This window comes from Streptomyces sp. AgN23, from assembly GCF_001598115.1.
GTDB classification, from domain to species: Bacteria; Actinomycetota; Actinomycetes; order Streptomycetales; family Streptomycetaceae; genus Streptomyces; species Streptomyces antimycoticus.
Genome location: NZ_CP007153.1, coordinates 6,564,212 through 6,586,649, shown reverse-complemented (window position 1 = coordinate 6,586,649; position 22,438 = coordinate 6,564,212). Strand labels below are relative to the sequence as shown.

Genomic DNA, 22,438 nt, shown 5'->3' with positions numbered 1-22,438 from the left:
TACGCCGAAACAGCCGTCTCGGAACAGTGCCCCAGGAAGCATTGCCTTCCCCGTTCACCACGTTCGAACCGTGGACGTGACGACCGGCCCCGGTCGTGCATCCGTCTCACCCCCTCCCGCCACCGAGGAGTTCTCCGTCGACGACTGTCCCACATTCAATTGCAACCGCGAAGGAGCTTCACCTAAAAGTGACCGTCAGTCCCCGGTCACCGAGCCGAAGTCGGTGCCCGACCCGATGAAGAACCCCGCGACGAGCAGCACCATGGTTCCGGGCACCATGAAGGTCGTGATGACCATGGTCGCCTTCGGTACCGCGCGCGCCGCGCGCCGCCGTGCGTTCTGGGCGTCCGTACGGCGCATGTCATTCGCGATGGCGATCAGCGTTTCGACAATCGGAGCGCCCAGCTCCTCCCCCTGCTGAAGGGCGGTGACGAACTGTGCGACCTGTTCCGAGTCATTACGTTTACGTAGCTCCTCGAACGCATGGCGGCGGCTGACACCCATGTCCATTTGCCGAAGTGTGATGCGAAGTTCATCCGCCCAGGGACCCTCGTACTTCTCCGCGACCCGGTCCAGGGCCTGACGGAAGCTCAATCCGGCGCTCACCACGACGGCCAGAACGTCCAGAAAGTCCGGCAGCGTCCGCTCGATCGCGTCCTTGCGCTCCCGCACCGCCGCCCAGATGCCGACCTCGATCCAGAACAGTCCGAACGCCACCAGCACCAGCGCCAGCAGGACTTGACCCTTGATCATCATCACCAGCGCACCGCCGAAGCCGAGCGCCCCGTAGACCGCCCGCCGGGCCGCGTAGCGGTCCACCGTCAGACCGCCCGGATTGCCCGCCAGATCGATCCGGCGACGGACCCTGGCCACCCGCTTCTCGCCCATCAGCCGCAGCACCAGCGGGGCGTAGCGGATGCCCAGCCGATCGACTGCCGAACCGACCGCGGTCGTCCGGCTGGAGCCGACCTCCAGGGCCACCGCCAGGTCGCTGGGCAGCTTGGCCTCGCTGCGGTACAGCGCGATGCCGTAGGCGATGCCCGCCACCGCGAGACCGGCCGCCAGCGCCAGCAGCAGTGCCATCTCCCTGAGTCCCCTCTCGGACGGTCGTGGACGTTCTCAGACGTCGATCTTGGACATGCGGCGAATGAGGAAGAAGCCGATCCCGTACAGGCAGAAGGCCACGACCACCGCCGCCTGCCCCCAGAAGGACGAGGTCATCCGGTCCAGCGAACCAGCCGAGATCCGGTTCATCAGCAGCAGCGTCCCGATCCCCAGCAGCGGTACGACATAGGCGGTGACGGTCACCTGCGAGAGCTGGGTGCGCACCTCACGCCGGGTCTCCTTGCGCTCCTCCAGCGTCTGGGTGAGGTTGCGCAGCGAGCTGACCACGGTCCCGCCCGCGCGGTTGGACAGCACCAGCGTGGTGACCAGCACCACCAGCTCCCGGGAGGGCAGCCGCTCGGCCAGCTCCTCCAGCGCGTCGTCGATCGAGTGGCCGACGGCCAGCTTGGCCGCGACCTTGGCCAGCTCCTCGCCCGCCGGCGCCTCCATCTCGTCCGCCGCCATGCCGAGCGCGGTGCGCAGCGCCAGCCCGGCTTGGGTGGCGTTGGCCAGGATCCGTGACAGCTCGGGAAGTTGGTTGATGAAGCGCTCTATCCGCTTCTGCCGCTGCCAGCTGAGGAACGCGAAGGCCCCCCAGACGGCGACCACCGCCGCTATCGGGCCGAAGAACGCCGCGAGGAAGGACGCCGCGATCACCCAGAGCCCGGCCGCCGCCCCCGCCGTGTAGACGAAGAACTCGCCCGGGGTGATCTCCAGGCCCGTCGCCGCCAGCCGCAGCTCCAGCTTCCGGCCGAGCGAGGTGGTGCGCAGCCGCCGGTCGACCCCGGCGAAGCGGCGCGCCCGGCCGGTGCCCGGCAGCGGGCCGGTCTCCGAGAGCCGGTCGATCAGCGCGCGCTGCTGCTCCTTGCCGCGCACGTAGGTGTGCACGCCCACGACGCCCAGCGCGCCGCACACCAGCGTCGCGCCGAGGGCGGCCGTCGCGAGATGGTCCATGGGCCCTGCTACCTCCGGTCCCTGGGGTCGAACGGGGGTGGGTCGAACGAGGGTCGGTCGGGCGGAGGCCGGCCGAACGGGGGCCGGTCATGCGGCGGCCGGTCGTACGGCGGTCCGTCGTACGGGTCGTATCCGGCCGCGCGGGTGGCAAGCTGCGCCGGGAAGGCGGCCACGCCGAAGGCCGGCGGCACCGATTCGCTCGCCAGCCGCAGCCGCTCCGCGACCCGCTCCGGCAGCGGGAAGTAGCCGAACCGCCCGTGCACCACCCGGTCCGCACCCATGGGCTGGGCGTCGAAGCGGCAGACGGTGGCGATGCGGTACGCCTCGTGGCCGTGGCTGTCGAGCAGCGCGATCTCGCTGATCCGCCGGGACCCGTCGGCGTTGCGAACGAGCTGGACGATGCAGTCCACCGCGCTGTTGATCTGATCCCGCAGCGCCTCGTAGGGAATCGCCACCTCCGACATGGAGGCGAGCGTCTGCAGCCGCATCAGCGCGTCCTCGGCACTGTTGGCGTGGACGGTGGCCAGCGAACCGTCGTGGCCGGTGGACATGGCCTGGAGCATGTCGAGGGTCTCACCGCCGCGCACCTCGCCGACGATGATGCGGTCGGGGCGCATCCGCAGCGAGTTGCGGACCAGGTCGCGGATGGTGATACGGCCCTTGCCCTCCACGTTGGGCGGCCGGGATTCCAGCCGGATGACATGGGTCTGCTGCAGCTGCAGCTCGGCGGCGTCCTCGACGGTGATGATGCGCTCCCCGTCGGGGATCAGCCCGGAGAGGGCGTTGAGCAGCGTGGTCTTGCCGGAGCCGGTGGGGCCGGAGACCACGACGTTGAACTTGGCCCGCACCAGCGCCGCGAGCAGCATCAGCATCTGCTCGTCCAGCGTGCCCATGCCGATCAGCTCATGGAGGGTGTAGGCGCGGGGGAAGCGGCGGATGGTGAGCGTGGCGCCGGTGAGGGCGAGCGGCGGGATGATCACGTTGACGCGCTCGCCGGACGGGAGCCGGGCGTCGACCATCGGATTCGACTCGTCCACCCGGCGGTTGACCGTGGAGACGATGCGCTCGATGGTCTGCATGAGCTGCTCTTCGGAGGCGAAGCGGACGGGGACCTGCTCGACCCGGCCGGAGCGCTCCACGAAGATCTGGTCCGGCCCGTTGACCATGATCTCGGTGATGGAGGCGTCTTCGAGGAGGGGTTCGAGCACTCCGAGGCCGAGCGCCTCGTCCACCACCCGGCGGATGAGCTGGGCGCGCTCGGTGGTCGAGAGCACCGGGCCCTCGCGGCTGATGATGTGGCCGAGCACCCGCTCCAGCCGGGAGCGGCGCTCGGCGGTGGAGAGGGAGGACATCTCCGCGAGGTCGATCTCCTCGAGCAGCTTGGCGCGGTAGGCGGAGACGAGGTGGCCGTCCTGGCGTCCGCCACTGCCCTCGCCGGGCCCCTCGGGCGCGGTGATACGGGCCCGCAGGCTCATCGGTCGCCTCCCATCGCGGCCGCCCCCGGACTGTCCGTACCGCCGTCGAAGTCATCGCCGTCGTCGCAGGGCATCGTGGCACTCTTCTCGGCGCTGCCGAAGTCGAAGCCGGGGATGACGGAGGGGATCTCCACGGTCGCGGTCGCCTGCGCCTCTCCGCCGCCGCAGCCGCCGCTGCTGATGCCGGTGCCGTCCGCCAGCCACCCGCTGATCGCCGCCTCCCCGGCGGCCTGCGGGCTGGTCCGCGGCTCGTCCAGCGACGCCGTGCGCGCCGCCGCCCGCGCGGCGGTCCCGGCCTGCTGGGCGGCGTACGCGGCGATGCCGAGCTGCACGGCGGCGAGCGCGACCAGGATGAGGATCGGCAGGAACCCCAGGAACTCGATGGACGCCGACCCTCGTTCGCGGCCTCGCCCGGCGGCCGGACGGTCACGGTGGCCGGTCGCCGCGACACCGCGAAGCGCGGACGCGAGAGGGCCCGCCCCGCGACCGCGCGGCGTGCCGACCGTCTCGGGACGGCGCCGCGCCACGGCCCCGCCGCCCGCGGGCGTGCCCGCCCCGGCGCGGCCGCGCGACGAAGCGGGCGCCACCGTAAGGCGCGCGTCGGCGGGGCGGCGTGCCGGTTCCCGGTGACGGCTCATGTCACTCCCCACCGCCCGCCAGGTCGCTCTCGTCCGCCGCGCCCGCCGTCCCCGTGACCGTCCAGGGGAAGTCGGCGGCGCCCGGGAAGAGGATCGGGACGTGGAGCTTGACCGTGGCCTTGTAGACCGAGCCGTCGCCGCCGCCGCAGTCGATGTCGGCGCTCCAGGAGCCGGGGATGTCCTTGCTCGCCGCGTCCTGGCAGGCGCCCGCGCCCTTGGTGGCGCCCGCGCGGGCGCCCTTGTCGGCCGAATTGCCCGCCAGCGAGTACGTGTAGCCGACCAGCACCACCTGCCAGACGACCGCGAGCACGATCAGCGCCAGCGGCAGGACGCCGAGGAACTCGACCGTCACCTGGCCGCGGTCGCCGCCGCGTTTGCGCAGGAACCCCTTGGTGGACGGCGGGGCGATCTCATTGAGCGCGTCGGTGCCGTCGCCCACGCTGCCCCGCGCCGGGTCGCCGCCCGCCTCTATGGCATGGCGCCGCCGCAGCCCCGGCAGGGCGCGCTCGCCGCCGCCCCCGGCCGCGTGGCCGCCCCGGTGGGCGGCGCGGCGGCCGCCACTCGGGGGCGCGGCGTCCACCAGGCCCAGCTCGCCGGCCAGCCCCCACAGCGCCTGCTTGACGGCCGACTTGGCGTCCAGGTCCTGCATCCGGCCCGAGTCGACGGCGGGCTGCAGCTCCTTGAAGCCGGCCGGGATCGCCGTGCGCGCCACGGTCGTCCCGGTGGCCCGCTGGACGAGCTGCGGCTGGATCTCCGCGCTGCGGGTGTGCCGGTTGACCACGGTCACGGTCTCCTCCGCCTTGCGGATCTGGAGCCGGTCCCACAGCCGGACCATGCGCTTGGCGGCGCGCACCGCGACCACGTCCGGGGTGGTCACCAGCAGCGCGATGTCCGCGATCTCCACGGCGGCGGCGCCCGCGGAGGTCATCTGCGTACCGCAGTCGACGACCACGAGCTCGAAGCGCGACCGCAGCGCGCCGATGACCTGGCGGGCGGTGCGGTCGGTCACCTCCTCGCCGCGCTCGCCCTCGCCCGGCGCGAGCAGCAGCCCGAGCCCGGTCTGGTGGGTGAACACCGCGTCCTGGAGTACCCGGGGCGAGATGTCGCTGATCTGCGCCAGATCGGCGATCGAGCGCCGGAATTGGACGTCGAGGTAGGAGGCGATGTCCCCGGATTGCAGGTCCAGGTCGACGAGCGCGACCTTACGGCCCGCGGCCCGCGCGGCGAGCGCGAGCTGCACGGCGGTCACGGTGGTGCCGACGCCGCCCTTGGCGCCCGCGACCGCGACCAGCTTGCCGACGGGCCCGGCGGCCAACGGATCGCCGCCGCCCCCGAGATGGCGCCGCACGCCCGTGGCCCACTGGGCGGCGCCCTGGACGCGGGCCGCCAGCTCGTCGTAGGACAGCGGTATCCCGGCGATGCCGCGGGCCCCGGCGTCCATGGCGGCCGAGTACAGCGCGGGGCCCGCGTCGGCGGTCGCCAGCACCACGCCCACCGCCGGGAAGCGCAGCGCGATCTCGCGGATCAGCTCCAGCGCCGGGGCCGGGGCGATGCGCTCATGGACGAGGACGACCTCCGGCAGCTCCTCCAGGGAGGCCGCGGCCAGCGAGGCGAGGGTGTCGAGCAGCAGGGTCGAGTCGCCGACCGGTGCCGACGGTTCGACACCGGGCAGCTGGCCGAGCAGCCCGCTCAGGGAGCGGGCGGCGTCGGGGTCGCCGACGGCCGGCAGAATCCTGATCGTCACCGCGGCACCTCCTCACTCATTTGTCGCCGTCGAGGGTGTAGGTGCGGTCACCGGGGCCTATGGAGGTGCCTCCGCCGGGGGCGACCAGCGCGAGCCGCACATGCGAGGCGAAGGACTCGGCGTAGGCCACGCGCTGTGCGTTCTTGGTGTTGAGCGCGAAGGTGATCGGCACGGCCTCGTCGATCCGCCGCTTGTCGTCCCGGTTGGGCTCCAGAGCGGTGATCTTGCCGAGGTCGAGCACCTCGGCGCCCGCGACGATCAGTTTGGAGACCGCTTCCTGGTTCTGGGAGTCACCCTCGAAGGTCGCGTAGATGTTGACCTTCGCACCCGGGGTGATCTTGCCCGCGACGCCGGTGGCCGCGTCGATCATGATGGCGATCTCCTGCTGCCCGGGCTTCAGGGCGGGCCGGTTCGCGATCATGTCCCGTTGCAGCAGTGACCCCTTGGTCAGCCGGGTCACCGCGATCTTCCCGCGTAGCTCGTCGAGATCGGTGACGGCGGTGGAGGGCACATAGCGCTTGGGCATCGAGACCTTCTCGAACTCTCCCGCGTCCAGCGCCTTGTAGGGCTGGACGTCCGAGGTGAGCTTGTAGGCGGTGGTCTCGGGGCCGACCTTCGACTCCACGTCGTTGACGACGGAGAGCACTCCGGCGAAGGCGCCGACGGCGCACAGGACCGACAGGAGCAGCAGGATGACTCCGCGGCGCTGGCGTGAATTCATGGGACGCACAACCTCGTTCGGGGACGTTACCGGCTGGTCAGGGCGGGACGTGGGGACGTGAGCAGTGCGGGGATCTCATCGCCGCGCGCCACCGGGCAGGAGCAGAAGGCACAGCGGTCGCCGATGAGTTCGAAACCGCACCAGTGGCATTCCTCTCTCCTTACGGAGGCCACAAGCTGGTAGAGGACCGAGAGGTCGGGGATGGCCGCGGCGAACTCGATCAGCTTCGGGGTGCCCCACCAGCGCGTCGACTCGACGGGCGGCGGCACCTCCTCCACGCCGCGTACGCCCCAGGCCGGGGCGAGGGCGCCGGTGACCCAGTCGTCGCGGCCCGCGCCGCCGTCCCCGTGGCCATGGCTGTTGAGCTGGCCCCGGGCGACGGTCATGGAGGTGGCGTACCCGGGGGCGGGCAGCTCGGACGCGCCGCCGACCTTCACCAACTGCGGGGTGGGATGGGCGAGCACCCCGAAGTGGGCGCCGGGCACCCAGGACTTGACGTGCGAGGTGAGGCTGACCGGGACCCGGTCCAACCGGGCGACGCTGCCCAGCAGGGCGCCCGCGTGGATGTAGTGGGAGAGCAGCCGGGCGGCGCACGCCAGAACGCCGGGGCTGAAGTCCGATATGGACAGTTGGCGTAACTGGCGGGCCAGTACGGCGACGGCCAGCGGCGGCAGTTCGAGCGGCAGCAGCGCCATCCGGTCGCTCTCCAGGACGGAGCGCACGATATGGAGCCGGCGGACCACCGGCGCGGGGGTCGCGGCGGGATAGAGCACGACGAGATAGCCCTGCTGGTCGAGGAGGGTCCCGACCTCGGCGAGGGCGTCGTCGAGTGACTGTGCTTCCGGCGGGCGGAGCACGACGGCCGACGGGGTCTGCCCGTCGGGCGGCGGAAGCACCAGCTCACGGCCGGTGACTGCTATCGCGGTGGGCACGTCGGCTACCCCGTCTCACATCGGCGCCGAGCGGCGGCGGCCACAGGTCTCAACTGCCCCTGTCTCATTACTGCCCCTGTTCTGGTGCGTCGTCACTTTATCTACGAAAGCGGCGTGAGAGAACAGTTCCTCTGGGTTACGCACCCCAGGCCCGATGCGGAGTCCGCACATCCTCTTGACAAGGTTATTGGTCTGGACCACTTTACGTTCATACGGTGGCCACCGTCCGCAATCTCCTCCTTCACACCGGCTTCCCAACGGATTCCCCCACGGAGGCAGTCATGGACCGTGCCCCACATCCCCGCCCCACCCGACTCAGACGCGGCCTCGCCCGGCTGACCAGCGCATTCGCCACCATCGCCCTGGGCGCCACCGGCCTGGTCGCCCTCGGCGGCACCGCCGCGGGCGCCGCCGCCGCCAACCTCGCCCAGAACCCCGGCTTCGAATCCGGCCTCAGCGGCTGGACCTGTTCCGCCGGGAGCGGCACCACGGTCGCGAGCCCCGTCCACGGCGGCTCGGCCGCGCTCAAGGCCACCCCGGCGGGCACGGACAACGCCCGCTGCGCCCAGACCGTGGCCGTCAAGCCCAACTCCTCGTACACACTGAGCGCCTGGGTCCAGGGCAGCTATGTCTACCTCGGCGCCAGCGGCACCGGCACCGCCGATGTCTCGACCTGGACGCCGTCGGCGCCCGGCTGGCAGCAGCTCAGCACCAGCTTCACCACCGGCGCGGGCACCACCTCGGTGACCGTCTACACCCACGGCTGGTACGGCCAGCCCGCCTACTACGCCGACGACATCAGCCTGACCGGCCCCGGCGGCGACCCCGGCGACCCGGTGCCGGGCGCGCCGAGCGGGCTGCGTACCGGCGGCGCCACCTCGTCCTCCATCGATCTGTCCTGGTCCCCGGTGACCGGCGCGACGGGCTACAACGTCTACCGCGACGGCGCCAGGGTGCAGTCGGTGGGCGGCGCTTCGGCGACCGTGACGGGTCTGGCGGCCTCGACCTCGTATCAGTTCCAGGTGACCGCCACCAACGCGGCGGGCGAGTCCCCCAGGTCGTCCGCCGTCACGGGCACGACCACGGCCGGAGGCGGCGGGGGCGACGGCACCGTGCCCAAGCACGCGGTCACCGGCTACTGGCAGAACTTCAACAACGGCGCGGCCGTGCAGAAGCTGCGTGACGTCCAGGACCAGTACGACATCATCGCGGTCGCCTTCGCGGACGCCACCGGCACCCCAGGAGCCGTCGACTTCACCCTCGACCCCGCCGTCGGCTACGGCAGCGAGCAGCAGTTCAAGGACGACATCAAGGCCAAGCAGGCGGCCGGGAAGTCCGTCGTGATCTCGATCGGCGGCCAGAACGGCACGGTGTCCATCAACGACTCGGCCTCCGCGAACAACTTCGCCAACTCGGTCTACGCCCTGATGCGCGAGTACGGCTTCAACGGCGTCGACATCGACCTGGAGAACGGCCTCAACGCCACCTATATGACCCAGGCGCTGCGCTCCCTGTCGGCGAAGGCCGGGTCCGGCCTGGTCATCACCATGGCCCCGCAGACCATCGACATGCAGTCCACGTCGGGCGCCTACTTCCAGACGGCGCTGAACATCAAGGACATCCTGACGGTGGTCAATATGCAGTACTACAACAGCGGCTCGATGCTGGGCTGTGACGGCAAGGTGTACTCCCAGGGCTCGGTCGACTTCCTCACCGCCCTCGCCTGCATCCAGTTGGAGGGCGGTCTGTCGCCGTCCCAGGTCGGCCTCGGCCTGCCCGCCTCGACCCGCGGCGCGGGCAGCGGCTATGTCTCCCCGGCGATCGTGAACAACGCCCTGGACTGCCTGGCCCGCGGCACGAACTGCGGTTCCTTCAAACCGGCCCGGACCTACCCGGGTCTGCGCGGCGCGATGACCTGGTCCACCAACTGGGACGCGACCGCGGGCAACGCGTGGTCGAACGCGGTGGGCCCCAAGGTCCACGGTCTGCCGTAGCGTGACGCGGCCCCTCCCGGGGGGATGCCCCTCCCGGGGGGATGCCCCTCCCGGGGGGGGATGCCCCTCCCGGGGGCGCCGATCACGAGGGGATGGGCCAAGGGGGCCGGGGCGCAACCGCTCGGCCCCCTCATCCGCATTTTTCACCCTCATGTACAGGGAAGATGACGCGCGGGGTTGACAACGGCATTGGTCTGGACCACCTTATACGCACGCCACAGGGGCCCCTGAACACGCACTCGCAACACCACCCCCACACCTCTCCCCCCACGTACGGAGGCTGTCGTGGTACGCGCACAGTTCACCAAGCGGCTGCTCGGAGCCGCCGCAGTCGTCGCCATCGCCGCCGGAGGGCTGATATCCGCCGGCTCGGCCAACGCGTCGGAGGACCACTCCGACGCCAAGCAGCACGCCGCCGCCGTCCCCGAGCACGCCGTCACCGGGTACTGGCAGAATTTCGACAACGGCGCGACGAAGCAGAAGCTCTCGGACGTCCCGGACGACTACGACATCATCGCGGTCGCCTTCGCGGACGCCACCGGCTCTCCCGGAGCGGTCGACTTCAAGCTCGACCCCGCCACCGGCTACAGCGACGAGCAGCAGTTCAAGGACGACATCAAGGCCAAGCAGGCGGCCGGGAAGTCCGTGATCATCTCCGTCGGCGGCGAGAAGGGCACCATCTCGGTCAGCGACGACGCCTCGGCCGACGCCTTCGCCTCCTCCATCACCGGCCTGATGGACAAGTACGGCTTCAACGGCGTCGACATCGACCTGGAGAACGGCGTCAACTCCACCTACATGACCAAGGCCCTCAAGGCCGTCCACGACAAGAAGAGCGATGTCGTGGTCACCATGGCGCCGCAGACGATCGACATGCAGTCGGCGTCCACCGAGTACTTCAAGACCGCCCTGGGGATCAAGGACTTCCTGACGGTGGTCAACATGCAGTACTACAACAGCGGCTCGATGCAGGGCTGTGACGGCAAGGTCTACTCCCAGGGCTCGGTCGACTTCCTCACCGCCCTCGCCTGCATCCAGCTGGAGAACGGCCTCGACCCGTCGCAGGTCGGCATCGGCGTGCCCGCCTCCACCAGCGGCGCCGGCTCCGGCTATGTCGAGCCGGGCGTCGTCAACGACGCCCTCGACTGCCTCGCCAAGGGCACCGGCTGCGGCTCCTTCAAGCCGTCCAAGACCTACCCCGGCATCCGCGGCGCGATGACCTGGTCCACCAACTGGGACGCGGCCGCGGGCAACGCGTGGTCCAAGGCGGTCGGCCCGCACGTCCACGGGCTGTAGACCCTCAAGGCGCGAACGACAGTTCGACGTACGCCGGTGCGCCCCGCTCACACCATGCGGGGCGCACCGGCGTACCGGTGTTCGCTACGGCTTGGGCAGCGCACACCCCGCCAGGTTCAAGTCGATCTTGTTACCGGTGGTCACGCACTTGGTGATGCCGTAGGTCTCCTGGGCGTAGTTGATGCCCTGGCGCACCGTCACCGTGCCGTTCTCGTCCACCTCGCACGGGTTGTTCAGGGTGCAGCGGCCGCCGTCCTCGTTGCCCGTGTTGTTCACGGCCACGACCTTGCCGGACGCCGGGTCGACGACGGGAGAGCCCGAGGTTCCGCCGATCGTGTTACAGGCGGAGGTGTAGCGGACCGAGTCCTTCCAGGTCCAGTCCCCCTCCTTAAGGCGGTATGCAAATCCGTCGATATTGCAGGAGTAGATCTTCTTCCAGTAGCCGGAGACCACATTGATGGCGGAGCCCTGGGTCGGGTGGCTGTCCGACAGCGGCAGCGCCTTGATGCCGTACGCCGACTGGATCTGGGCGTATGTGGACGTCAGCTGGTACAGCGAGATGTCGGTGTCGGTCATCGTCGCGTACGCGACCTTGCTCGCGCGTACGGTGCCGGCGCTGCCACCCGAAGCGGTCAGCAGGGTGAAGCTACGGCTCGACGGCTTGTCGACGATCACCTCTCCCGCGCCGGGGAAGCCGCTCTCCAGGCAGTGGCCGTTGGAGAGCACGAGCGCGGGGTCGGTGTCGGCCGAGCCCGGCGTCCGGACGACGGAGCCGGAGCAGTTGCTGAGCGCCACCGTGCCCGCGAAGGTGACGGCCTTCGGGGCCTTGGCGGAGACCTTGGCGGGGGCCGGGGCCTTGGCAGGTGCCGCGCCGGGGGATGCGGCCGCCGCGGGCGCCGCGCCCGCGCCGACGAGGGTCGCGCCGCCCAGCAACAGGGCCGAGAACGCGCCGACGAGAGATCTGTTCATGCGGGGGGTTCCTTCCCTCGATGAGAGATTCCTTCGGCTTCGACCATTTCCCACCCTTGCGCATGTCATGCGCATGGCCGAACACTGGCGCAGCAGTCGCTCGCCCCTCACCGTTCCTCATGAGTGAAAAGGAGTGAGCCTTGTACCCACACCTGATCACTGCGGACATCCCGAACGGTTTTGGGTGTCCTGGTTGCCCGCGTTCTCTCCGTGTCCGGCGGCACGCATCGTGTGCGTGGTCCGGGAACGCGGGGGCGGGTTCCCTCACGCACAGGAGCCTCCACACCGGCCTGGACGGTCCGATGCCCCTGCACATCACTCTGGTGAGCAGGGGGCGGTGCCGTCCGTCGCCGGATCGGATGCCCTTGGGCGCGTCGCCCGATCGCGATGCTCGCGGCATCGTGACGGGTCGTCTTACGGTTCTTGGTGGTGAGCGGCTTTTGCCAGTGCTGGGCGCCCCACTTCGAGGTGTAGGCCGGGTCCACAGCGATGATCGTTATTCCGGTGGAGTCGGCCATGGACGTGAGTCGGGCGCGGAGCCTGCCGGTGGGCATACCGGAGATCAACTGGCGGAAGCGCTTCCTGCGCCCGTGCTTCTCCCGCGTCTTCTCAGCGGCGAAGTCGAGGTCTTCGACTGCGATGGCTTTGACGCCGCAGGTCTTGGCCCAGTTCAGCAGCCGGGACAGGGCGTGGCGGACGTGGGCGTCACGGTGGGCAGCCGAACCGGACAGGTCGTAGAAGAATCGGCGCGGATGACCGATGGGGTTGCCGTGAGTGTCCAGGCGCCAGGCCGCGAGGTGATCGGCGTTGGCGTCCACGCCGATCACTCCGTCGGCGAGTGCGGCGTCGAGCGGGATCGGCTTGGCGACGGGGAACGTCCAGGACGCGGTGAGGTACCAGCGTCCCCGTTGTACGTCGTAGTGGATGCGGTAGGCAACGGCCCGGTTCGCGGCGACGCGGTCGGCCCACTCGGTGCCCCGGTGGGGAAAGCGGACCTTCGCGGCGAGGACGTACCGGCCGTGCCCCGCGTTCGCGTGCTCGGCAAGGGGGGACGGGAGCTTGATGCTCACTTCGCCCTCGGGCGTGACGCGAATCGTCTCGTTCCCGAACCTCTTGCCGGACTCGCCATCGGCCTGGAGGAACCAGCGCTCCGCCTCCCATCGCTCACGCCACTTGGCCTCAGTGAGCCCCGCCTTGCCGAGGTTGTGCCGGGTGTTCAACAGACGTTTCCCGCCCCGCGACACACGCACGACACCGGCTTCACGGTCGGCGCCGACGGAGACGAGCCGGTCTTCGAGCGCATGCAGGCGGCGTGTCTTGTGGAACCACTCGTGCGCCGACCGGTAGCCACCGGGCGAATGCCTGGTTCCTCTCTCCCCAATCGGCAGGGAAAGACGGCGTTGAAGCGTCCCGATGCTCGCTTCAAGAGACTGGACGTATGCCGACTGCCCGCGCCGGACGAGTGCCCACTGATCGTGCGTTGCCTTCGTGATGCTGCCCGCCCACCGGGACGACGAGGCGGCCGTCAGCTCCCGCTTCCGGGTCGCCCAGGTACGAGCGGAGTGCTCCAGACCGTCAGTGCAACGCGCTTTGAGGTCCTTCGAAGCGAGCGAGCCCAGGTGCGCACCCACCAGCGTCAGGACTTTCTCGTCCTCGGGCGTGAGCGTCTTCAGTCGGGCACGGATCGCCACACCACAAGGCCCGGACGCGACGAACGGCGCCGCCACCTCCCGCCGCCCACCCATTCTCCTCACCCCCGCCCGATACCGAAGATCCGTCATCCCTCACAACGAGCCTCCCCCGGGAAGGTCACGCATTCGATGCAAGAACTCCCGTTCCATCGAATCCGCCCGCCGTCACCGCAGCACTCACTCCTACACGCTCAAGCACGCCCAGGCCCTGTCAATTAGCAGCAGTTCCAACCCCCCAGGAGATGTCATGCGACGTCGCATCCGCGGTAGACGGGCCACCGCCCTCACCGCCTTGCTCACCCTCGCACTCGCCGCCCCCATGGCAGCTCAGGCCGACGATCCCGCTCCACGGCCCGGCACCGACCGCACCGCATCACCCCCTACCGCCCGGGGCGCCGACGAGAGCGTGCGGCAGTACGAGGTCTCCGGCCCCGCCACCCGGGCCGACCGCTCGGCCGTCGCCGCCACCGGCGTGTCCATCGACGAGGTGGACGCCCGCTCCCTGGTCGTCACCGCCGACGCGGCGCAGGCCAAGCGGCTGCGCGGGCTCGGCTACCGGCTCACCGGGCTCCAGGGCCCGCCCGACCGCGCCGAGGGCAGGGCGGCCAAGCCGTTCGACTTCCCCTCGGCCGACGCCAAGTACCACAACTACGCCGAGGCCAATGCCGAGATCAACGCGGCGGTGGCGAAGTATCCGTCGATCCTCAGCAAGCGCGTCATCGGAAAGTCGTACGAGGGCCGGGACATCATCGCCCTCAAGATCAGCGACAACGTGGCGACGGACGAGAACGAGCCCGAGGTTCTCTTCACCGCCCATCAGCACGCCCGTGAGCACCTTACGGTGGAGATGGCCCTCTATCTGGTGCGGCAGTTCACCGACGGCTACGGCAGCGACTCCCGGATCACGGGCGCGGTCAACGGCCGGGAGATCTGGATCGTCCCGGATGTGAACCCGGACGGCGGCGAGTACGACATCGCCACCGGCTCCTACCGCAGCTGGCGCAAGAACCGCCAGCCCAACTCCGGCTCCTCGTCCGTCGGCACCGACCTCAACCGCAACTGGGACTTCAAATGGGGCTGCTGCGGCGGCTCCTCCGGCTCCCCCGGCTCGGAGACCTACCGCGGGCCCAAAGCCGCGTCGGCCCCCGAGGTGAAGGTCGTCGCCGACTTCGCCCGCAGCCGCGTCGTCGGCGGCAAGCAGCAGATCAAGGCCGCCATCGACTTCCACACCTACAGCGAACTGGTGCTGTGGCCCTTCGGCTGGACGTACGACGAAACCACCACCGGCATGACGCGGGACGACTACGACGCCTTCGCCGCGGTCGGCAAGAAGATGGCCGCGAGCAACGGCTACACCCCCGAGCAGTCCAGCGAGCTGTACATCACCGACGGCGCGATCGACGACTATCTGTGGGGCACCCAGAAGGTCTTCGCCTACACCTTCGAGATGTACCCGACCGGCTCCGGCGGCGGCGGCTTCTACCCGCCCGACGAGGTCATCGACCGCGAGACCAGCCGCAACCGCGACGCGGTGCTCCAACTCGTGGAGAACGCGGACTGCATGTACCGCTCGATCGGCAAGGAGGCCCAGTACTGCACCTGAGTTTGAGCCGAGGCCGTACGGCACGACGCGGGCGCCGTCCCGGCGGAAGACCTCCGGGACGGCACCTCGCGAAGGCCGCGAGTGCGGTCGTCTTCAGTAACGCTGTCGGCCGCCCGGGTAGCGGACAGGATGACGGCACTCGGGCGCATCGGGGGGCGGGGACTGCTCACCGAGCGCATAGCACAGGGCCGCGTGCAACTGCTCCGCCTCGGCCGGGGTCAACTCAAGTCGGGCGATGGCGCAATGCTGCCCGCCGTGGAGGATCTGGAGCGGCAACGCGAGTTCCCCACCGTTCGCCCGGCGCAGGCCCCGGCCCGGAACGGGACCGATCCGCCAGTCAGTCACAGCCGCCCCCTACGGGCGCCGGACCGTCGCCTTCGTCGCACGGGGGCAGGCGGGCGCCCCTGCTCTCGGCGACCCGCAACACATCGCGCAGCGCCTCACACAACCGGTCCGCGAGGTAGCGGAGTTCTCGCGCGTCGGCCTTGGGGGCGGCCAGCAGCGCCCGAGCGTGCCGGAGGAGTTCCACCCCCATGGACATCTGTACGGCCTCGATCGCGTCAGCACGTCGGCTCAGCGGACTGTGCGCGTCGTCCGACGCCAGGTAACACGGCTTGCCGTCGGGATCCGACCACGGCAGCAGGCGCAGCCCGGTCACCGCGCCCATCCGGACACCTCCACCCCACGGATCACCGGCCGGGCCCCGGCCCGATGACGGCCGGGCGGCAGTACGGCGAGAAGTGCCCTCGCGCATGCGAGGAACCTCTCCCTAGGGTTGCTCACGTTCATCAGCTCCTGTCAGCTGGTGGGCCACGCCCTCGGGCCGGTGCACCCCGGTCGCGAGGGTCCTGCGTCTCTTCACGCTGTGTGGCGATTCCCTCACAGAGTGGAGGTCGTTCTGGCTACGCTGCTAGGAGGGCGGGCCTGACAGCACAGCTTTCAACTCAGGGAGTCAGCCATGAAGATGGATCGGAGGCCACGCACCCCGAGGGAGAAGTACGGGGAGGAGCTGCGGATCCGGCGCACAGCGGCCGATATGACGCAGGAGGCGCTGAGTGAGCGCGTGGTCTGCTCGCCCACACTGATCAGCCATTTCGAGGCTGGCCGCAGGTTGCCGAAGCCGGACGACGCGGCTCGGATCGACCAGGCGTTGGGGACCGACGGGTTCTTCGTCCGGTGGTTGGAGGACCTGGAGTCGAAGTTCGCCGACCACTTCGCGGTCGTGGCCGAGTTGGAGCCGCACGCCACGGAGATCCAGCAGTACAGCATCTCCCTCATCCCGGGTCTGCTACAGACGGAGGCATACGCCCGCGCAGTCTTTGAGGCGTACAGCCCCAATCATCGGGCTGATCTTGACGGGCGCGTTGTAAACCGCATGGCCCGTGCCCGGATCCTCGATGATCCGTTGAAGCCCGTGGTGTGGACGCTGCTGGACGAGGCGGTGCTACGGCGCCTTGTCGGTGGCCCACAGGTGATGGCGGAGCAATTGCGCAGGATCGCCGACTTGGCCGAGGCGCGTCGGCTACGCCTGCACGTGCTGCCCTTCGCAGCAGGGGCGCATGCGCTCATGGAGAGCATGATGACCCTTATGACCTTCGAGGACGCCGCGCCGGTCGCCTACGTCGAAGGGTTTCGAGTCGGACACTTGATGGACGATCCGTCCCTGGTACGCGCGAGCCAGTCGGCCTACTCTCTTGCTCTCAGCGAGGCGGCGACGCGCCAGGAGTCCCTGGCCCTGATCAGGGCCATAGCAGAGGAACACGAACATGGTCAGCAGTAAGCACACCACCCCCCATGCCTCCACACTCACCGGGTGGTTCAAGTCCAGCTACAGCGGAGGCAGCAACGGCGACTGCCTCGAAATAACGCGGGTATACGCCGACGTCCCCGTCCGCGACAGCAAGGACCCGCACGGCGCGGCGCTCATATTCGAGCCGTCCGCGTGGTCGGCGTTTGTCTCCGCCGTCAAGCGCGGGGAGTTCCCCACCGTCTGACCCGGAGTGCGGGCCACACCGCGGGCGGGCCCCTGACCGGCGATGACGCCGACCAGGGGCCGCCCTGCACGTGAGTTCGCGTCAGCCGTCGTTCTCCGCCGACGGGATGTAGGCGCCCGGCACGTCCTGAGGAGCGTAGATCTTCTTCTCACCCGGGTACGGCTTCGCCCAGTTGTGCGTCTGGTACCACGTGAGGTGGTTCATCTGGGCGGGGGGAGCGTAGTCCGGGACGGCGTTGGGACCGGTCAGCCGCTGCTTCGACTTCCACTGGTCCCACTCGGCGGCGACATCCTTCATGTCCGCCGGCACCGAGGACGACGGCACGGCCGCCGCCTTCAGGCTCTGCGCCGCCGGGGTGTCCAGACCACAGGACGGCGCGGTCTTCACACCGTCGGTCAGCGAGGTCCGGTTGGGCAGCACCTTGAACGGCGTGAAGTCCGGGTGCTGGGTGAACGCCGAGGCCATCGGGGTGGCCGCGGTGTCCTTCTGGTTCATCGGCTGGATCCCGAGGATCTGCTCGATGGTCCGCATCATGTTGATCTGCGAGTAGTAGTGGCTGTCCACCGTGGAGTGCTTGGCCCAGGGGCTGATGATCTGGACCGGGGCACGGTGGCCGTCGACGTGGTCGAGACCCGCCTGGGAGTCGTCCTCGACGACGAAGATCGCCGAGTCCTTCCAGTACTTGCTGTGCGAGATCTCGTCGACGATCTGGCCCACGGCGAGGTCGTTGTCCGCGACCTGGGAGGCAGGGCTCACCGGGCCACCGGTGTGGTCGCTGGAGAGCCAGAACATGTTCAGGTTCGCCGGCCCGTTCTTCTTGAAGTCCTTCTTCCAGATCTGTGCCCGGTAGACGTCGGGGACGCTGGTGTCGAACTTCGGGAAGCCGTGCACCGACACGTCGTTGAGCGACGGGATCGGCGAGGTCGAGTTCAGCGGGTAGGCGGTGTCCTGACCGGTCGCCGCCATGTTCTTGGTGTCGCAGTACAGGTTCTGCCAGCTTGCGCCCGACGGCTTGGTCAGGAACTGCTGGAACTCACCGAAGTTCCGGACGGACTTGCGGGCCGCCTGCGCACCGGTCCAGATGAAGCCGGTCTTCTGGTGGCCGAGGGCGTCGTCCTCGGTGTCGTAGCTGCGGGTGTACTCACCGGCCGAGGATTCGGTGTACTCCGGGTTGTCGGCCTGCATCAGCCAGTTGTGGCCCTCGGCGGAGTTGGTGCCGATGTCGTACGTGTTGTCGTACAGGCCGAACTGGTTGGCCAGGGCGTGCTGGTTCGGCGTGACGTTCTCGCCGAACTGGGTCAGCGACGGGTCGCCATTGCCCTTCGGTATGTCACCGAAGACCTGGTCGTAGGTCCGGTTCTCCTTGACGAGCAGGAAGACGTGCTTGATCGTCGAGGGGTCGCCGAGCTTGACCGGGACCGGCACCGGCTTGGCCGGGGTGCCGTCGGTCTTCTTGAGGGACTCGCCGTTCCAGCCGTTCTGCTTGAAGACCTTGCCGGTGTAGGACCTGATCACGCTGTCGTCGGGCAGCGTGAACTTCTGCACGCTCGACGTCGTGTCGTGGGTGCCGTGACCGCCGGTGGCCTTACGGCGGGCGTCGATGCCACGGGTGTTGGAGACGTACACCTGGTTGCCGGAGGTGGTGATCTCCGAGGGGAAGTAGTCCGTGGGGAGCAGGCCGACGTAGCTGACCGGCTCCTGCGCGGAGGTGAACTTGTAGACGGCGACGGCGTTGGCGCGGCCGAGGGTCACCAGCAGGTGACCGTCGTCGGTGAGGGTCACCGCGTCGGGCTCGTAGCCCACCTTGGCCTTGGCCCACGGCTGGGTGGAGATGGTCTGGACGACCTTGTCCTTCGCCGTGTCGATGACCGAGACGCTGTTGTCGGCGGTGTTGGTGACGAACACCACGCCGTTCTTGGCGTACACGGCGGTCGGGTGCAGACCGACCTCGATGCTGGAGACCGCGGCGTCCTGGTTCGCCAGGTCGATGACGCTGACCGTGCCGCTGGTGGTGGCGGCGGTCTTCTGGTCGGCGAGTACCTGAGTACCGTACGAGTTGATCGTGGGCTCGCCGGGCTTGGCCGGGCGGCCACCCTCGTTGCTGACGTAGAGCTTGTCGCCGACGACGACCATGCCGCGCGGGGCGTTGCCCACGTTCCAGCTCTGCTTGATGGTCCCGGTCGCCGCGTCGATGGAGACGACCCGGTTCTGGCCGTTGACCGCGGAGTACACGGTCTTGCCGTCGGCCGAGAACGCCGCCGCGCCCACCAGGGCGTGCTTGGACCCCTGCGCCGGGATGCCGACGGTCCGCGGGCTGGAGACGCTGCCGTCCGCGGTCACGGTGAACACGGTGTAGCCGTCCGGCTGGCCCAGCCACAGCTCCTTGCCGTCGGGCGAGTACGTCGGGCCCTCCTGGCCCACGTTGTTGCTGCTGATGCGGGGGTTCGACGACGCGGCGTTGCTGACGAGCTGCTGCGTCTTCCAGTTCTTCAGGTCCACGATGGCCAGGGCCGCGCCACCGTCGGTGACCGACGCGGCCATGTGCGTGCCGTCCGGGCTGACCGAGGACGACATGATCTTGCCCTGGTTGATGACAAGGCGGTCGCCGTACGGGGCGATGTACTGGTTGCTGGAGACGACCTGGCCATTCTCGGTGACCTGACCGACCTGGTCCGTGCCGAACTGGTGGGTCTGTGCGAGCGCCGTGCCGGCGGCCACGAGGGCGACAGCGGTGGTGCCCGCCGTCAACAGCGGTATCCGGCGGCCGATGCGTCTGCTGATGAGGCTGATCCGGGCTTCCTCGACGAGTTTGCGGCGGCGAGTTACCTGCATTGAGGTTATCCCTTCGGGGTGGTGTCGAGCAGTTCGACGTTGCCGTCGAACTGCCACAGCGGGTTCGGTGCGTCCCCATCGGGGGTCCGCACCAGGAAGTAGCCGTTCACTTCCTTCGGTCCATCGCCATCGGCCATGAACCGCCCGTCCGGAGTGACGTCGAGTTGGTAGATGGCCTGTCCTGTGGCCTCGACGCCGGGAAGATGCCAGGTCACGACGCAGCGCCAGTCGTTGCCCGGGCCTTGTGCCGCGACCCTGACGCTTCCCTTGTTGCACGACGCCGTGGCCTTCAGCCGGGCCTCGGTGACGGCGGGTCGGTTGAGTTGGTCGGTCTGCATGCGATACAGGTGCGCGAACGCCGTGGCGAGCGAGCGCTGCACCTTGTCCTGCTCGATGCCGGAGCCCGTCGCCGAGGTCGTCGCGGCGACGACCGCGAACGACGCGGCGGCCACCCCGACGAGCGGCAGGACTCCGACGGTGATCGCACGGCGGCCCGAACCGTCGTGGGCCAGGTCGGTGAAGTCGCGCCGTACGAAGAGCACATACGCCAGCGCCGTCGCGACCACGGCCCATACGAGGCTGACAACGACGCCGATCAGCAGCGGGCCGAGTTGCTGGGGGCTGGTGAACAGACCGTTCCAGGAGACGAAGGCGTAGCTCGGCAGGGCGACGCGCACGGCCACCGGAAGCGGCAGCATCTGGGCGACCGCCATCGCGAGTGAGACGAGCACGGGCACCAGCAGCCCCATCGGGGACCGTCCCAGCGTGACCGACCCGAGAAAGCCGAGTGCGGCGAGCGCCAGGGTCGGAGCGAGGACACAGACCCAGGAGAGCAAGACCGAGACGGCGGCGTCCGACGGTGCCAGGAGATGGCCGTCGAGACCGACCAGCGGCTGGTTGCCGACCACGAGGAGGCCGCCGACGGTGCTGGAGACGGCGAGCCCTGCCACGAGCAACAGCAGGACGGTGAGACTGGCCACCGCCTTCGCCACGAAGATCCGCCGAGGCGAGCGGACCGCGACGAGCAGATGGCGCCAGGTGCCGAGCCGGTCCTCGGAGGCGAACACATCTCCGGCCACGACCGAGGTCAGCAGCGGGAGCGCCCAGGTCCCCGCGAAACCGAGCATCACCAGCGGCCCGGCCCACCCGGAGGCGAGCATCCAGCGCCCGAAGAGGGTGTCGACGGGAAGCGTGCTCTGCTGGCTCACCCCGGCGACGAAGAGGGCGGGAGCGATCCAGCAGGCGAGCACCAACAGGCGGATCCGCCACTGGGAGACGAGCTTGACGAACTCGAAGCGACAGGCACGGGTGACGGGGACGCGACGGCCCCCGGTCGCCTGCTCGTGTTCCCGCTCCCGGCTCCGGGTGAGAGGCTCGGTCATCTGTCGGCCTCCTGCCGCTCGGTGAGAGCGAGAAACGCGGCTTCGAGCGGCGACACCACGGGGGTGAGCTCGCGCAGCGTGACGCCCCCCTCCACGAGCCGCACCACGAGTTGGTCAAGGGCGGGCATCAGGGCCCGTACGACGAGCAGTTCGGCGTTCTGCCGTACCCCGGCATCGTCGACGACCTGGATCCCCGGCGCGTCGTCCGCCAGCCGGCGCGCGGCCTGCGGGTCGGAGGTGAGCAGCCGGTAGTCGAGTTCACGGTTCTCGGTGGCCAGCTTGGACAGCGGGCCGGAGAAGACGACGCGTCCGGCGGCGAGGATGGTCACCTCGGAGCACAGCGCCTCGAGGTCGTCCATGTTGTGGCTGGAGAGCACGACGGCGGTTCCGTCGGCCGCGAGCCCGTTGAGCACACCGTGCACGTGCTTCTTGCCCGCCGGGTCGAGGCCGTTGGACGGTTCGTCGAGCACGAGCAGCCGGGGCTTGGTCAGCAGGGCGGCGGCGAGCCCGAGCCGCTGGCGCATGCCGAGGGAGAAGCCGCGGGTGCGGTCGTCGGCGACGTCGGTGAGACCGACCTCGGCGAGTACGTCGTCGATCCCCGCCGTGCGCGCGTCGTGGCCGCGGAGTGCGGCCAGCGCGGCGAGGTTCTGACGTGGGGTGAGCGAGGGGTAGAGAGCGGGGCCGTCCACGAAGCCGGCGGCACCGTCGGGAGCGTCGAGTGCCCGCTCGACCGGTGTACCCAGGACCTCCAGGCGGCCGCTGTCGGCCACCGCGAGCCCCAGCAGAAGGCCGAGCAACGTCGTTTTTCCGGCGCCGTTCGGTCCGACCAGGCCGTGGATCTGACCCTGCGACACCTCGAGATCGATGCCGTCCAGGGCGACGACATCACCGAAGCTCTTCGTGATACCGCGAGCCCGGATTGCGCGGAGTTCTTCCATGGGTCCCTTTCCTTCAAATTCCTCAAGGACCCTATGGATTGATCATGCTGCTCAGGAGGATGGAGAGTTGAATCTACGTAGAACAGGAAACGACTTGGCATTCACGACGTCGCCGCCGAGCGGGATCCCTCCATTTCGATCAGCATTTTTTGCCATTATTTGATCAAACTT

Annotated in this window: 18 protein-coding genes; 5 read left to right on the top strand and 13 right to left on the bottom strand. The window is 69.5% G+C overall.

What is annotated here, in order from left to right; genetic code table 11:
• Positions 1-195: 195 nt before the first annotated feature.
• From AS97_RS28695 to AS97_RS28665, 7 genes are all read right to left on the bottom strand, one after another.
• Positions 196-1,083: a DUF5936 domain-containing protein gene (locus AS97_RS28695; protein ID WP_210565903.1), complete on the bottom strand. Its 888-nt coding sequence runs from the start codon at positions 1,081-1,083 to the stop codon at positions 196-198.
• A 36-nt stretch (positions 1,084-1,119) separates the two neighbouring features.
• On the bottom strand, positions 1,120-2,058 hold the full coding sequence (locus tag AS97_RS28690) for a type II secretion system F family protein (RefSeq protein WP_059146265.1): 939 nt from the start codon (positions 2,056-2,058) through the stop codon (positions 1,120-1,122).
• Positions 2,059-2,066: 8 nt separating this feature from the next.
• Complete coding sequence (locus AS97_RS28685; RefSeq protein WP_210565902.1) at positions 2,067-3,533, bottom strand: CpaF family protein; 1,467 nt, start codon at positions 3,531-3,533, stop codon at positions 2,067-2,069.
• Positions 3,530-3,916, bottom strand: coding sequence for a TadE/TadG family type IV pilus assembly protein (locus AS97_RS28680; RefSeq protein ID WP_059146298.1), 387 nt, complete (start codon positions 3,914-3,916; stop codon positions 3,530-3,532). The genes AS97_RS28685 and AS97_RS28680 overlap by 4 nt, the downstream gene beginning before the upstream one ends.
• 256 nt (positions 3,917-4,172) lie before the next feature.
• Positions 4,173-5,915, bottom strand: coding sequence for an AAA family ATPase (locus tag AS97_RS28675; protein ID WP_086710816.1), 1,743 nt, complete (start codon positions 5,913-5,915; stop codon positions 4,173-4,175).
• Positions 5,916-5,931: 16 nt separating this feature from the next.
• The gene (cpaB, locus tag AS97_RS28670) at positions 5,932-6,636 is read right to left on the bottom strand and encodes a Flp pilus assembly protein CpaB (RefSeq protein ID WP_059146268.1); all 705 of its coding nucleotides are present in this window, start codon (positions 6,634-6,636) and stop codon (positions 5,932-5,934) included.
• 26 nt (positions 6,637-6,662) lie between these two features.
• Positions 6,663-7,568 carry a hypothetical protein gene (locus AS97_RS28665; RefSeq protein ID WP_210565901.1) on the bottom strand — a complete coding sequence of 302 codons (906 nt, stop codon included), beginning with the start codon at positions 7,566-7,568 and terminating at the stop codon, positions 6,663-6,665.
• A gap of 281 nt (positions 7,569-7,849) precedes the next feature.
• Here AS97_RS28665 and AS97_RS28660 point away from each other — a divergent pair, with 281 nt between their 5' ends.
• Both AS97_RS28660 and AS97_RS28655 read left to right on the top strand, forming a co-directional pair.
• Positions 7,850-9,562 (top strand): glycoside hydrolase family 18 protein, encoded by a 1,713-nt coding sequence (locus tag AS97_RS28660; protein WP_059146270.1) that lies wholly within the window; start codon positions 7,850-7,852, stop codon positions 9,560-9,562.
• Positions 9,563-9,847: 285 nt separating this feature from the next.
• Positions 9,848-10,858 carry a chitinase gene (locus tag AS97_RS28655; protein ID WP_059146271.1) on the top strand — a complete coding sequence of 337 codons (1,011 nt, stop codon included), beginning with the start codon at positions 9,848-9,850 and terminating at the stop codon, positions 10,856-10,858.
• A gap of 84 nt (positions 10,859-10,942) precedes the next feature.
• Here AS97_RS28655 and AS97_RS28650 read toward each other — a convergent pair whose 3' ends face one another.
• Positions 10,943-11,827 carry a serine protease gene (locus AS97_RS28650; protein ID WP_125758719.1) on the bottom strand — a complete coding sequence of 295 codons (885 nt, stop codon included), beginning with the start codon at positions 11,825-11,827 and terminating at the stop codon, positions 10,943-10,945.
• A gap of 107 nt (positions 11,828-11,934) precedes the next feature.
• Positions 11,935-13,572, bottom strand: coding sequence for an IS200/IS605 family element transposase accessory protein TnpB (locus AS97_RS28645; protein ID WP_086706136.1), 1,638 nt, complete (start codon positions 13,570-13,572; stop codon positions 11,935-11,937).
• A 193-nt stretch (positions 13,573-13,765) separates the two neighbouring features.
• On the opposite strand from AS97_RS28645, the gene AS97_RS28640 reads away from it, so the two are divergent.
• A complete protein-coding gene (locus AS97_RS28640; protein WP_210565900.1) occupies positions 13,766-15,121 on the top strand; it encodes a M14 family metallopeptidase in 1,356 nt (451 codons plus the stop codon).
• A 337-nt stretch (positions 15,122-15,458) separates the two neighbouring features.
• Here AS97_RS28640 and AS97_RS28635 read toward each other — a convergent pair whose 3' ends face one another.
• Positions 15,459-15,788, bottom strand: coding sequence for a hypothetical protein (locus tag AS97_RS28635; protein WP_059146275.1), 330 nt, complete (start codon positions 15,786-15,788; stop codon positions 15,459-15,461).
• Positions 15,789-16,079: 291 nt separating this feature from the next.
• On the opposite strand from AS97_RS28635, the gene AS97_RS28630 reads away from it, so the two are divergent.
• Positions 16,080-16,901 (top strand): helix-turn-helix transcriptional regulator, encoded by an 822-nt coding sequence (locus tag AS97_RS28630; protein WP_210565899.1) that lies wholly within the window; start codon positions 16,080-16,082, stop codon positions 16,899-16,901.
• Positions 16,888-17,115, top strand: coding sequence for a DUF397 domain-containing protein (locus AS97_RS28625; RefSeq protein ID WP_086706133.1), 228 nt, complete (start codon positions 16,888-16,890; stop codon positions 17,113-17,115). The genes AS97_RS28630 and AS97_RS28625 overlap by 14 nt, the downstream gene beginning before the upstream one ends.
• Positions 17,116-17,196: 81 nt before the next feature.
• Here AS97_RS28625 and AS97_RS28620 read toward each other — a convergent pair whose 3' ends face one another.
• Genes AS97_RS28620 through AS97_RS28610 form a run of 3 tightly spaced genes read right to left on the bottom strand, consistent with a single transcriptional unit; the run spans position 17,197 to position 22,267 of the window.
• Entirely contained in the window at positions 17,197-19,947 is a 2,751-nt protein-coding gene (locus AS97_RS28620; protein ID WP_210565898.1) for an alkaline phosphatase family protein, read from the bottom strand.
• Positions 19,948-19,952: 5 nt separating this feature from the next.
• A complete protein-coding gene (locus tag AS97_RS28615) occupies positions 19,953-21,329 on the bottom strand; it encodes an ABC transporter permease (protein ID WP_210565897.1) in 1,377 nt (458 codons plus the stop codon).
• Positions 21,326-22,267 (bottom strand): ABC transporter ATP-binding protein, encoded by a 942-nt coding sequence (locus AS97_RS28610; RefSeq protein WP_059146280.1) that lies wholly within the window; start codon positions 22,265-22,267, stop codon positions 21,326-21,328. Before AS97_RS28610 ends, AS97_RS28615 begins: the two co-directional genes overlap by 4 nt.
• Positions 22,268-22,438 lie beyond the last annotated feature (171 nt).